The 12,038-nt window shown below is 74.6% G+C and carries 9 protein-coding genes and 1 pseudogene; 8 read left to right on the top strand and 2 right to left on the bottom strand.

Annotation, left to right across the window (positions count from 1 at the left end; translation table 11 throughout):
* Position 1: 1 nt before the first annotated feature.
* On the bottom strand, positions 2-886 hold the full coding sequence (locus ABT078_RS28380; protein ID WP_351232550.1) for a DUF4097 family beta strand repeat-containing protein: 885 nt from the start codon (positions 884-886) through the stop codon (positions 2-4).
* A 136-nt stretch (positions 887-1,022) separates the two neighbouring features.
* Here ABT078_RS28380 and ABT078_RS28385 point away from each other — a divergent pair, with 136 nt between their 5' ends.
* Positions 1,023-1,838, top strand: a complete 816-nt coding sequence (locus tag ABT078_RS28385; protein WP_351232552.1) for a hypothetical protein — start codon at positions 1,023-1,025, stop codon at positions 1,836-1,838.
* A 58-nt stretch (positions 1,839-1,896) separates the two neighbouring features.
* Here ABT078_RS28385 and ABT078_RS28390 read toward each other — a convergent pair whose 3' ends face one another.
* A complete protein-coding gene (locus tag ABT078_RS28390) occupies positions 1,897-2,079 on the bottom strand; it encodes a DUF6104 family protein (RefSeq protein ID WP_005312030.1) in 183 nt (60 codons plus the stop codon).
* A 136-nt stretch (positions 2,080-2,215) separates the two neighbouring features.
* On the opposite strand from ABT078_RS28390, the gene ABT078_RS28395 reads away from it, so the two are divergent.
* From ABT078_RS28395 to ABT078_RS28425, 7 genes and pseudogenes are all read left to right on the top strand, one after another.
* On the top strand, positions 2,216-2,779 hold the full coding sequence (locus ABT078_RS28395) for a CU044_2847 family protein (protein WP_351232555.1): 564 nt from the start codon (positions 2,216-2,218) through the stop codon (positions 2,777-2,779).
* Positions 2,780-2,835: 56 nt separating this feature from the next.
* On the top strand, positions 2,836-4,938 hold the full coding sequence (locus ABT078_RS28400; protein WP_351232557.1) for a VMAP-C domain-containing protein: 2,103 nt from the start codon (positions 2,836-2,838) through the stop codon (positions 4,936-4,938).
* Between the two features lie 152 nt (positions 4,939-5,090).
* A complete protein-coding gene (locus tag ABT078_RS28405) occupies positions 5,091-6,128 on the top strand; it encodes an AAA family ATPase (RefSeq protein ID WP_351232559.1) in 1,038 nt (345 codons plus the stop codon).
* 7 nt (positions 6,129-6,135) lie between these two features.
* On the top strand, positions 6,136-9,627 hold the full coding sequence (locus tag ABT078_RS28410) for an SAV_2336 N-terminal domain-related protein (RefSeq protein ID WP_502981364.1): 3,492 nt from the start codon (positions 6,136-6,138) through the stop codon (positions 9,625-9,627).
* A 96-nt stretch (positions 9,628-9,723) separates the two neighbouring features.
* Positions 9,724-9,915: an FxSxx-COOH cyclophane-containing RiPP peptide gene (gene fxsA / locus ABT078_RS28415; RefSeq protein ID WP_351232561.1), complete on the top strand. Its 192-nt coding sequence runs from the start codon at positions 9,724-9,726 to the stop codon at positions 9,913-9,915.
* Positions 9,916-10,147: 232 nt separating this feature from the next.
* Entirely contained in the window at positions 10,148-11,323 is a 1,176-nt protein-coding gene (locus tag ABT078_RS28420; RefSeq protein WP_502981366.1) for an FxsB family cyclophane-forming radical SAM/SPASM peptide maturase, read from the top strand.
* Positions 11,320-12,038 (top strand): annotated as a pseudogene (locus ABT078_RS28425) (aKG-HExxH-type peptide beta-hydroxylase); the annotation flags it as partial. The gene ABT078_RS28420 and the pseudogene ABT078_RS28425, both read left to right, overlap by 4 nt.

Here is a 12,038-nt window from a genome sequence, read left to right on the forward strand (position 1 = left end):
GTCAGAGCACCTTCCCGATGGGCGCGTCGCCGGCGGGTGCGTCGCCCGGGGCGCTCGCATCCTCGTACGGTTCGTCCTCCGCGGGCGGGCGCCGCAGCAGGGCGATGGAGCCGGACACGGTCGTGGCCCGCAGGGTGCCGTTGCCCGTGCCCAGCGTGCCGGTGATCTTCTTCGCGCCCCACTGCCCGCTGACCCGCAGGTCCTCGAAGGCGTTCGAGACGGACCCGCTCGCCGTGTTCGCCTCGACGCGCGCGTCCGCCGGGTGCGGCAGCCGGATGGCGACCTCGCCGGAGACATTGGTGAGCCGGATGTCCGTCGGGGTCCCGTCCAGGTCGATCACCATGGCGCCGCTGACCGAGTCCGCCCGTACGGACGCACCCGCGCCCTCGATCACCGTCAGATCGCCGGACACGGAGCTGAAGCGCAGGTCGCCGGTGACCGCCTGGGCCTCCAGGCTGCCGGAGACGCTCTCGGCCCGGACCGTGCCGGAGAGCCCGACGAGGGTGGTGTCGCCGTTGATGCCGCGCACGTCCGTGCGCCCGCGGATGCCGGAGACGACCGCTCCGGCGCCGACGACGCCGACCTCGACGGCCGCGTCGGCGGGGACGGCGAGGGAGACCACCGCGCTGCGGTGCCGGCCCTTGCGGTCGAGGAACGTGAGGAAGCCCTTCCAGGGCAGGTCCTCGTACGCGACGGAGAGGGTGGACCCGGTCCGCTGCACGACGAGGGGCGGGCCCTCGATCGCGGAGATCTCCAGGCGGGCGGAACTCTCGTCCGTGCCCACGACGTTCACCGTGCCGTTGACGATGCGTACGCTCAACGACGTCACGGGTTCGTCGAACGCGAGCTTACGGGGCTCGGTGACTGTCCACGTCGAGTCTGGCATGGTGCTGACCTCCCGGGCCTGCCTGGACGCAACATATCGCGTCTCCTGCTCGATACGATATATCGCGAGCAGCGGAAGTCAAGGGTGCCGAATGTAATGCGCATCAAAGGAGGCAAAGTGCCCTAGCGTATGGCGCATGGACGCGACATCCGTGGGTGCTCTGCTCCTCTGCCGGGCCGCGCCGGCCGCCGTGCGGCCCTCGGCCCATCTCCTGCGCGAGCAGCTCGTCCTCGCCCCGGCCGGCGACGGCTGGAGCGTGCTCGTCCCGGAGGGCAAGCCCTGGCTGACCGGCGCGGAGCCCGTCGACCGGGTCCTCACAGGCTGGGCCACGGCCCTCGCGGTCGGCGCGAACTGGCCGGTCCTGGCCCTGTGGTGGGACGGCGACCGGGCCGGCTACACGCTCGCCGCCGGCTTCCGCCGCACCGTCGGCTACATCTGGCTCGCGGACGGCACCCCGGCCGGCGAGGACGAGGCGATGCGGACGTTCGCGGCCCGCCTCGGCCTCGACCCCGTCCTGGACGTGCAGGCACTGGAGCCCTTGACCCGCCCCGACCCCGATGCGGACGCCCACGCCCGGCTCGTCGGCCTCGTCGCGGTCCTGGCAGGCACGGGCCTCGCGATGCCCGCGGGCCTCACCCCCGGCGAAGGAGCCGACCGGCTCCGCGCGGTCGCCCCTGTCCTCCCCGGCGCCGAGCCCGTCGAATGGCACGGCTGGCGCGACACGGTCCGGGCCGAGCTCGACGCGGTCGAGGCCGGCCCCCTGGGCCCGTACCTCGTCGGCCCGACCGCCCGTGCACTGTCCGCCGCCCAGCTCGCCGCCGGCCTCCCCCTCGCGGCGTGGGGTCTCACGCGCCGCAGCCCCGGCTGGACCGCGGCGGGCGCGATCCTGCTGGCCCACGGCGCCATCGGCCTGGTCTACGACCGCCTGCGCACGCGCCCCGGCGGGCCGTGACCGCAGGTCCGGGCGAGCGGCCCGAGCGAGTGGCCGGCCCGACCGCGGGGGACGGGGGCTACTCCTCGTCGTCCTCGTCGTCGAGCCGTGCCAGCCAGGTCGCGAGGCGCTCGACAGGGACCTCGAAGTCGGGATTGAGATCGACGAACGTCCGCAGCTGCTCGGCGAGCCACTCGAAGGTGACCTCCTCCTCGCCGCGCCGCTTCTCCAGCTCCTCGATGCCACGGTCGGTGAAGTACATGGGAAACAGCCTAATGTCCCCGTCGGGCCCGTTCCGGCCCGAACCGGGGGCTCGTTCCCGGCGTCCTGCCGGGTGACGCCCCCGTCGGCCCCGTACCGGGGTTAATCTGCGGGGAGTTGGGGGAACGGGGGATGCCATGGGGGACTCTGAGGCGCGCATCACGCGCATTGTGCTGCCGGACGGTACGCCGGTCTGGGCCCGGATCCACGGTGCCGAGGAGCTGGAGGAGCCACGGCCGTCCCCGCACGGCGGACCTTCCATGCCCGGCGGGCCCGGTGGAGCGCTGGGAGGGCTGTCGTACAGCGACACCGGGTTCGCGGACCAGGTGCAGGCCAGGGTCGAGAGCCTGCAGGGGGTCGTGACCGGCGTCGCGCGGTCGCTCGCCGAGCCGTTGCGCGCGGTGCGGCCCGACGAGGTCAGCGTGGAGTTCGGGATCGAGCTCACCGCCAAGGCGGGCAGGGTCGTCGGACTGCTCGCGGACGGTGAGGCCAAGGGCGCCATCAAGGTCACGCTCACCTGGAACGGCGGCCCACCCGTCGACACCCCGCCCGCGCCGCCCGTGCCTCCGCAGACGGCGACTCCGCCCGTCCCGCCGATGCCCCCCGCGCCGCCGGTCACCGACGGCTGGACGCCGCCCGGCACGACCGGCGCACCGGTGCACCCGGACGGCTCCACGCCGCCCGGCGGCGACGGATCATGAACGAAGGGCGGGACGGGGGCGCAGGGGGCGTTCCGGAACGGACGCGCCGTGCGCTCATGAACCTCGTGATGGCCGCGACCGTACGTATCCACAGGATCGAGCCGGGGCATGCTCCCGGCGGCTCCGGTGGAGCGGGCGGAGGCTTCCTGGGCAGCGGCTTCTTCGTCGCCCCGAGCTGGGTCCTCACATGTGCGCACGTCGCGATGCAGGGGGAGGGGCGCGAGGTGGACATCGTCTTCGAGAGCGCCCCCGGCCGTGGCGAGACCTCGGTCCGCGGCACCGTCGTCGCCGCCCTGCCCGAGAGCCGCCGGTCCGCTCCCGCAGATCCGTACGCCTCGCACGACGCGTACGGCTCGTACGGTGCCGACGACTCCTCCGGAGTGCGACCCGGTGGCTGGCCGGCCCCCGATCTCGCGCTCGTCCGGCTGCAGAGGCCCGTCGAGCACCCCTGTGTGTACGTCAGCGAGCGGCCCGGCGCCCTGTTCGCCGGGGGCAATGTGCTCTACGCCGGGTGGACCGTCGCCGACGGGCGGCCGAAGCGGCTCACCGGGCGCTGCGAGGTGATGGGCACGTTCGGCGGCTGGGCCGACGCCGACGAGCAGATCCGGCTCGACGGGGACTGGCTGGTGCCGGGTGTCTCCGGCGGGCCCGCGGTCGATCTGGCGCGCGGTGAGGTCGTCGGCGTCCTGAAGTCGCGTCTCGACACCGGCAAGGGCGGCACCTCCATCGGGGTGGAGCGGCTCCGCTCGCTGCCCGTGCCCACGGGAGCGATCGCGGCCGAGACGGACGACGTCTACCAGGCGGTCTTCCACGCCCACGACCGCTACCACGCGGACCGGCACACCAGCCCCGTAGGCACCGACCGGACCTGGGCCGACGTGCAGAGCGAACTGCGCCCCGGGTCGGCCGGGCGGGTGCTCAGCCCGCAGCAGCGCATCGACCTCCTCGGGCGGCTCGCCGAGTTCCCGCCGCCGGTCAGCACCCACAGTCTCCTCGGCCTGCTGTCGGGGCTGCCCGGCAGCAGGCCGGGAGACCACGGTCCGGCTCCGCGCGGCTGGCGCGACGGACTCGGCGCGCTGTACGAGGTCACGAGCGGGGACGGCGCACTGGAGCTGGTCCTGCGCTACTGCATGGGCGTGATCGCCGCCGAGCGGCCCTATGCCGCCCCCTCCGCCCTGACCGCCGAGAAGTCGCTCTGGGAGTGGGTGAAGCGGGTTGCCGACGACCGGCTCACCCGGGAGGTCCGGGGCGAACTCGCCCTCCAGTGGCACAGTCACCGCGTGGACCACGAGCACCACCGCACCCCCGCGCCGGGACCCGCGCCCGACTCCGCGCGGCACGGTGAACGCCCGTTCGTCCTGCTGGAGCTGGAGCCGCGCGGCTGGGAACGGGACCGCTACGACTGGCGGATAGGCGTCGCCCGCCCGACCGGGGACGTCCTGCCCGTCGCCGAGGACAGCAACGGCACCGCGCTCGAAGCCCTCCCGGCCAGGATCGCCGCACCCCTCGCCGAGGCGTTCCGCCGCTGCGACGAGCCGGACAGCCCCGCGGTGCTGCAGGTCGCGACGGTGCGTGCGCTGCTCGGGCTCGACGTCGACGACTGGCGCGTACCGCCGCACGGGCCACCGCTCGGGGCCGTACGCCCCGTGGTGGTGCGCTGCTCCGATCCCGAACCGCCGCCGACGGACGGGATGGCGGCGGAGCGCCTGGCACGCTGGACCCGTACGAGCACCGTCGTGATGCGGGCCGCCGTCGTCGACTGCGAGGACGGACTGCGGGTGCACGTCCCCGAGCCGGCGGAGCTGCGCGCGCTGGCGCACGAGACGGTGCCGGTGCTCTGCCGGTTCGGGGCGCGGCCCGACCCGCGGTCCGCCGCGGGACTCGTGCGCGTTCTCGACGGCGGATTCGGCGTCGCCCTGTGGCGGCGCGGTGCGGACGTCGACCGGTCCGACGGGGTCTGCTCGGAGTTCCACCGGCGGGCCGCCGACACGCTCACCGAGGCGGGGACCGCCGACCGACTCCCCCGCAGGGTGCACGACCTGAGACGCGGGGTGCTCACGGGGCGCACGGAGACGTTCTGGTCGGACGGGATCGCCCTGCTCTACGACGACCCGCACCATCCCCTGCCCGGCTCCGGACAGCTGCTGGAGGCACCGTGAAACGGCCAGGCCGGTCCTCCCCTTACGGCTCGTACAACGGATCGCTACTGTGAATCACATTCGGCTGCCGCAACCCCCTGCATCCGAGAGACGCCAGTGACCCGAGTGACGCCAGTGACACCAGTGCCGCGAGCGACGACGAGGAACACGCAATGAGCGAACCGAGCGAGTGGCTCATCTACCGAGGCGCGGGCGAACCTCACGACGGCATCGAGCAGCTGCCGCCCCCGCCTCCCTGGCGGGACTTCGCGGGCCGCCACGACGCCGCCGCCACGAACGGCGACCCCGGACGGCAGCCGGACGCCTCCGCCGACCGGCGTCTCGGCGGCTACCGGCACGAGGCCGAACTCCACAGGCCGGGCGCCGAGGAGCTCGAAATGATCAACGCGGCCCTCTATCTGCGGCGCCCGCTCCTGGTCACCGGTAGCCCCGGCGCGGGCAAGAGCACCCTCGCCCACTCCGTCGCGCACGAGTTGGGGCTCGGCCGCGTGCTGCGCTGGCCCGTCGTCAGCCGTACCACCCTCCAGGACGGGCTCTACCGCTACGACGCGATCGCCCGGCTGCAGGACGTGCAGATCGCCGCCCACAGCGCGGACGCGTCCGGCGAGCGGCCCGCCGACGACATCGGCAGCTATATCCGGCTGGGACCGCTCGGCACGGCGCTGCTGCCGTCGGACCGGCCGCGGGTGCTGCTCATCGACGAGCTGGACAAGAGCGACATCGACCTGCCCAACGACCTCCTCAACGTGCTGGAGGAGGGGGAGTTCGAGATCCCCGAGCTGGAGCGGATCGCCGACAGGCTGCCCGACGGCGAGGCCCGCGTCCTCACCCACGACGGAGGCAAGGCGACGGTGAAGGGCGGCCGGGTGCAGTGCAGGGCCTTCCCGTTCGTCGTCCTCACCAGCAACGGGGAGCGCGACTTCCCGGCGCCCCTGATGCGCCGGTGCATCCATCTGGAGCTGGGCCGCCCCGACCACCAGCGGCTCGCCACCTTCGTACGCGCGCACCTCGGCGACGAGGCGGCACGCTCCGGCGAGGACCTCATCGCCCACTTCCTGGAGCGCTCGCGCAGTGAACTCCTGGCCACCGACCAGCTGCTGAACGCCATCCACCTCACCGACGCCGCCGCTCCCGCCGGCCGGGACCGCCTTGCCGAACTGCTCATCCAGCGACTCGACCGACCGAGGTGATGCGCTGATGCCCGACGCCGTTGCACGGCAGGGACCAGGAACGGGCGGCCCGCCGGGAGGCGGTCCCGACACCCCCCGCGTCAACGACGGCCGCCCGGACGACGAGCGCCCGATGGCCCACGGCGGAGGGCTGCTCCCGGCGTTCGTCGCCCGGTTGCGCGAACTCGGCCTCGACCCGGATGCCGAGCAGCTCTGCGACGCCCTCTGGCTGGCCCAGTGGACCCGGCGTCCCGAACAGGACCCCGAACCCGGGCCCGGGCCCACCACCCACGCTCCGCCCGACCGCGACACCGGCCCCCGGCCCGACCCGCTCCCGGCTGCCACGGAGCCCCAGCCGGCCGGCGCGCCGGCCTCCCCGGGGCCCGGCCCCACCGGCGACGACCGGCGGATCACCCTGTATCCCGTACCGCCGCGCAACGGGCCGAAGGCGGTGGCGGGCCGGCCAGGCTCCGCGGCGCTTCCCCTCGGCGTGCCCGCCGCCCCCAGCCTGCCCGCGCCCCTCGAACTGCAGCGCGCCCTGCGCCCGTTGCAGCGCTACCGTCCCGCGGCCGCACCGCTGCGCCGCACCCTGGACGAGACGGAGACCGCGGAGCTCAGTGCCCGCGCGGGAGGACTGATCATCCCGGTGTTCCGCGGGGTCCGGAGGGCGGACGCGCTGCTGCAGTTCGTCATGGACGCCTCTTCCTCGATGCGGGTATGGAACCGGCTGTTCATCGAACTCCAGCAGATTTTCGGCCAGTTGGGTGCCTTCAGGGATGTCCGGGTGCGGTATCTGCACGAGGGGCCCGACGGCTTGCCCGTCGTCAGCCGCAGCCTCGACCCGGCCGCCGCGCCCCTGCACTCGGCCGACCGGCTCAGCGATCCGACGGGACGCCGCGTCACGGTGCTGCTCAGCGACTGCGCGGGGCCGCTGTGGCGCAGCGGCCGGGCCCACCGGCTGCTGCACCAGCTGGCCAGGCAGGCGCCCGCCGCCGTCGTACAGCCGCTGCCGCAGCGGATGTGGAACCGCACCCGGCTGCCCGTGACGCACGGTGTGCTGTCCCGCGGCGAAGGCGTCGCGGGAGCCGCTGTGCTGAGGGTCGGCGCCGAGGCGGGCGGAGCCGCCCCGCCCCGGAAGCGGCGCGGGGAACTCCCGATTCCCGTCCTGCCGCCGGTGGCGCCCGCGCTCGGCGCGTGGGCCACGCTGCTGTCGGGGACCGGCGCGGGACGGGTCTCCGGCGCGGTCGGCTGGGTGCGGACGGACCACGAGGCGCTTCCGGCACCCGGAGCCGGCCGACGGCTCTCCTCGCTCCAGCTCGTCAGCAACTTCCGGTCGGCCGCATCCCCGGCCGCCGGACAGCTGGCCGTGTATCTGGCCGCGGCGCCGCTCCATCTGCCGGTGATGCAGCTCGTGCAGCGGACGATGCTGCCGGACTCGGGCCCGTCCGAGCTCGCCGAGGTCCTGCTGAGCGGACTGCTCACCCGGGCCGGGGACGGCGGCGGCAGGGACGACGGGCAGTGGTACGCGTTCGTGCCCGGCGTGCAGGAGGCGCTGCTGGGACCGCTGGGGCGGGACGAGGCGCTCCTCGTGCTGAAGCACTGCTCCGAGTACGTCGAGCAGCGGTTCGGCAAGGGCGGGCCGAACTTCCCGGCTCTCGCCCTCGCCCAGCTGGACGACGGGCGGCACCGCTCCTTGTACGCGGCGGGCGGCGGCGCCGGCGACGACTTCGCATATGGCGGCGAGGGGGTTAACGGAGACAACGGGGACAACAGGGACAACGGCTCGAACGGTGAGAACGGGGACGGCGCCGGCCGGCGCGTCCCACACCCCTTTGCCGAGGTCGCCGCACGCGTGCTGGAGCGGTTCCTGCCGCTTCCGCAGCAGTTCGTGCCGCACACCGGCACGCCGCCCGGCGGGGCGGCGGCCCCGGGCCGGGCGACGGGCGCCGTGCTGCAGAGAGCCCGCGCCCTGCTCCGGCAGTTCGAGTCCGACGGCATGGTGCAGTACCTGATGGACGCCGTGCAGCTGCTGCGTGGCGCAGTCGAGCGCGAGCAGCAGGCCGGGCCCGGCCCCGCCCCGGAGCTGTGGGCGGAGTTCGCCCGCTGCCTGCTGCGCCTGTGGGACGTCCAGGGCGACGGAGGGCTGCTGCGCGAGGCCGAGCGGGCCGCCGAACGCGCATCGGCGCAGCCCGGTGCCGTGCGGGAACGCGCCGTACTGGCCAACGTGCTGCACGCCGCGGCCGACGACCGGCGGCGCCACGGCGACCGGCGCGGCGCCCTGGAGCTGCTGCGCCGCGCCGACCGTGAGTACACCGCGGCCTGCGCGGCCCCCGGCCTGGACCCCGCTGAGGCCCTGCGGCTCACCCTGGAAAGGGTGCGTGCCCTGGAGGCGCAGTGGCGGCTCGGCGGCGACAGTGCTCTGCTGCAGGGCGCCGTCGGGATGCTGGAGGCGTTCGCCGACAGCTGGCCCGACCAGGAGAACCGGCCGCTCAGCCTCCCGCTGGCCCACGGCCGTGCCCTGCTGAACCTGTCCGGGGCCACGACCGACACCGAACAGTCCCGGGTGTACGCGGGGCAGGCGGCGCGCTCGCTGCGCAAGGCGTTCGCGCCGACCGACGGCAGCGTTCGGCCGGACGCGACGGGCGGGCAGACCCTCGGCACCCAGCTGCGGACACTGCTGGACCTGGTGGACGCCCTCCTCCGCTCCGGCGACGGCGTGGACGAGGCCGGCACCCTCGTCGAGCAGGCGTTGGAGACGGCCCGCGAGCCCCGGCTGCGCGCCTCACTCGAGACACGGGCGGGGCGCGTGGGCGTCGCGCGGTACGAACGGTCCGGCGATGCGGCTCAGTTGGAGCGGGCCGCCGAGTGGTTCGGCCGCGCGTCCCGCGGCGTGCCACGCGACTCCCGCGCCCACGCCGATCTGCTCGCCGAGTGGGGCAGCGCCCTGCTCCGGCGCGCGGAACTCCCGGACGGCCGCCCGCACACAGGCGCAGCCGTACGGGTGCTCCGGGACTGCCGTACGGAGACGGCGGCCGGCAGTGCCCACCAGGCCGACCGGCTGCTGATGCTGGGCCGCGCGCTGATGCTGCGGCACAGGGCGACCGACGACCGCGTGGACCTGAGGGAGGCCGAGCACCTCTTCGGGCTCGCGGCACGGGAGGCGCGCGACCCGCTGACCGCCGCGGGCTGCTGGCTGGAGCTGGGCAAGGCCCAACTGGCGGCGTACCGCAGCCTGGGCAGGCCGGCCCGGCTCGACGAGGCGGCCGAGGCGTTCCGCGACGCTGCGGAGTCCGCCAGGGAGGCCGAAGCGGAGCTGGAGAATCCGCAACAGGTCCGGCAGGCCGTCGAGTTGAATGCTAGGGCCAACCACTGGCGGGGTAGGACCTATGAGGACGCGGGCCGGCCGAGGGCCGCTCGCGAGGCGTACCGGGCCGCCGCCCAGGAATGGCGCAAGCTGCCGGACCAGGGTGGAGCCGAAGGCGAAGCGACCGCGGAGCGTCTTGCCGAGCTGGGCCGATAGGTGGCAGGAGCGGCGAGAGCGACGGAAGCGGCGAGAGAGCGACAGCACCGACACGAGCGACTCGAGCGGCGGGCTCGACGGCAACGGGGAGACGAGATGGGTGAGTCGGTACGAGAAGGTGCGGTGGGACCGGCGGACGACGGGCAGGGACTGCCCGATCTGCTGGGTCTCGACCTGGAGGCGCTGCGGACCCTGGACCACCCGGTGCTCTCCGAGGTGCTCGCGGATCTGCGGGGCAGGGTCGAGCAGCCGCGGGAGATGCTGTGGGGCTTCAACAACGCGTTCTGAACCGGGTGGCGAACCGCTCTCCGCAGCGCCTTCGGAACTCCCTCCCGGCCGGGACCCCACACGGTTTCGGCCCTCGGGCCCGTTGAACAGGACAATGTGCCCCGCCCGACGTTTGCCCGGCGTGCCCGCCAGGGATACTCGCCTCGGACCGGCAGCGGGGGCCGTCCCGGAAGGCGTGCCAGGGGCCGGACAGCATGGGGGTGCCCGAGTGCTTCGGAAGACGGTTGCCCCCGTGCCCTTCGCGCAGTTCATCGTCAAGATGCACGGCCGCTGCAATCTCGCGTGCCGCTACTGCTACCTCTACGCGGGCCCCGACCGCACCTGGCGCACCCGTCCCGCCGCCGCCCCGCCCGGCGTCCTCGACCGCACCGCGGCCCGGATCGCCGAGCACGCCGCCGCGCACGGCCTGAGCGACCTCTCGCTCGTCCTGCACGGTGGTGAACCGCTCCTCGCGGGCGCCGACCGGCTCGCGGCCTTCACCGATCTCGTACGCGAAAGGGTCCCGTCCGACTGCACGGTCCACGCGACCGTGCAGACCAATGCCACCCTGCTCACCGACGACCGCGTCACCACCCTCGCCCGTCACGGCATCCGCATCGGCATCAGCCTCGACGGCGGGCTGCCCGCCCACAACGCCCTGCGCACCGACCACGCCGGGCGGCCGTCCTGGCCCGCCGCCTCACGCGGCGCCCGGCTTCTCGCCGAACGCCATCCGGAGGCGTACGCGGGCATCCTCACCGTCGTGGACCCGCGGACCGACCCGGTCGAGATGTACGCATCGCTGATCGCGCTGAAGCCGCCCGCGATCGATCTGCTGCTCCCGCACGGCAACTGGACCAGCCCGCCCCCTGGCCTGGACCCGGAGCGCCGGGGGCCGCCCGAGGCGCGGGGTGGGGGAAACGCCGTCGAACAATCCCTCACCCCCTATGGCGACTGGCTGGGCGCCGTCTTCGACCAGTGGTGGCCCGCCGAGCGCCGCGAGACCCGGATACGGCTCTTCGAGGAGTGCATCGCGCTGCTCCTCGGCCTGCCCGGTGCCACCGAGTCCCTCGGCCTCGATCCCGTCAACGCCGTCGTCGTGGAGACCGACGGCGCCATCGAGCAGGTCGACTCCGTGAAATCGGCGTACGACACCGCCGCCGCCACCGGGCTCGACGTCTTCCGCCACACCTTCGACGAGGCTCTGGCCCACCCCGGGATCGCCGCCCGTCAGGCCGGAGCCGCCGCGCTCGCCGCCGAGTGCCGCGCGTGCCCGGTGCTCACCGTCTGCGGAGGCGGTCACTACGCACACCGCTACCGGGCGGGGCACGGGTTCACCCATCGCAGCGTCTACTGCGCCGACCTCGACCGGCTCATCCGCCATGTGGCGGGCCGGCTGGCCGACGCGACCGCGGGGGCCGCTCCATGAGCGCCGAGGTCCCCGCCTTGCCCGGTGCCCCCGTCGTACAGGACCGGGACCTGCACGAACTGGGCCGTACCGAAGGCGGCACGGAGGCGCTGGGCCTGCTCGTGCGCGACCAGCACACCCGCCGGCTCGTGCTGCTGCGCGCCCTGCTCGACGCGGCGCAGGACGCCCCCGAGGCCGTCTGCCCGCCGGAGGTGGTCCAGCGGCTGGAGGACCACTGGGCGCTGCTGGAGGCCGCGGAGCGCGTGGACCGGGCCGCGGTGCGCGAACTGCTGCTCTACCCGCTCATCGGGCCCTGGGCGCACCGCTGTCTGTACGGCCTGACCGCACCCGCCCCGACCCCCGGGCTCCGCACCGATCTCGACCACTTCGGGGCGGTCGCGGCGGCGGGCGCGATCCGCGCGGGTCTGCCCTTCACCGCCCGTCTGACCGCCCGCCTCACCGCCCGCGAGGGACTGCTCGCGCTCCCGCTCCTGGGAGCACTGCGCGCCGCCCCGGGACCGGTCGACCTCACCTTTGCCGACGGCGAGTTGACCGCACGTCAGCCGACAGAGGCGCCCCTCGCCGTACGCATCGGCCCCGACGGCGCGCTCTCCGAGGACCCGCGCTGGCACCCCGCCTTCACCCTGCCCGCGGTCGGGCCCGGCGCCCTGCCCGTACTCCTCGACGACCTCCACCCCTACCGCACCGCGGGCGGGGGACTGGAGCAGCACGGGCT

This window comes from Streptomyces sp. NPDC002133, assembly GCF_040296405.1.
Classification (GTDB): Bacteria; Actinomycetota; Actinomycetes; order Streptomycetales; family Streptomycetaceae; genus Streptomyces.

Bases quoted from the DNA above. Each gene is read 5' to 3' on its own strand.
- ABT078_RS28410 (WP_502981364.1), top strand. From the start codon at position 6,136: ATGCCCGACGCCGTTGCACGGCAGGGACCAGGAACGGGCGGCCCGCCG.
- ABT078_RS28385 (WP_351232552.1), top strand. From the start codon at position 1,023: ATGGACGCGACATCCGTGGGTGCTCTGCTCCTCTGCCGGGCCGCGCCG.
- ABT078_RS28390 (WP_005312030.1), bottom strand. From the start codon at position 2,079: ATGTACTTCACCGACCGTGGCATCGAGGAGCTGGAGAAGCGGCGCGGC.
- ABT078_RS28395 (WP_351232555.1), top strand. From the start codon at position 2,216: ATGGGGGACTCTGAGGCGCGCATCACGCGCATTGTGCTGCCGGACGGT.
- fxsA (WP_351232561.1), top strand. From the start codon at position 9,724: ATGGGTGAGTCGGTACGAGAAGGTGCGGTGGGACCGGCGGACGACGGG.
- ABT078_RS28400 (WP_351232557.1), top strand. From the start codon at position 2,836: ATGAACCTCGTGATGGCCGCGACCGTACGTATCCACAGGATCGAGCCG.
- ABT078_RS28405 (WP_351232559.1), top strand. From the start codon at position 5,091: ATGAGCGAACCGAGCGAGTGGCTCATCTACCGAGGCGCGGGCGAACCT.
- ABT078_RS28380 (WP_351232550.1), bottom strand. From the start codon at position 886: ATGCCAGACTCGACGTGGACAGTCACCGAGCCCCGTAAGCTCGCGTTC.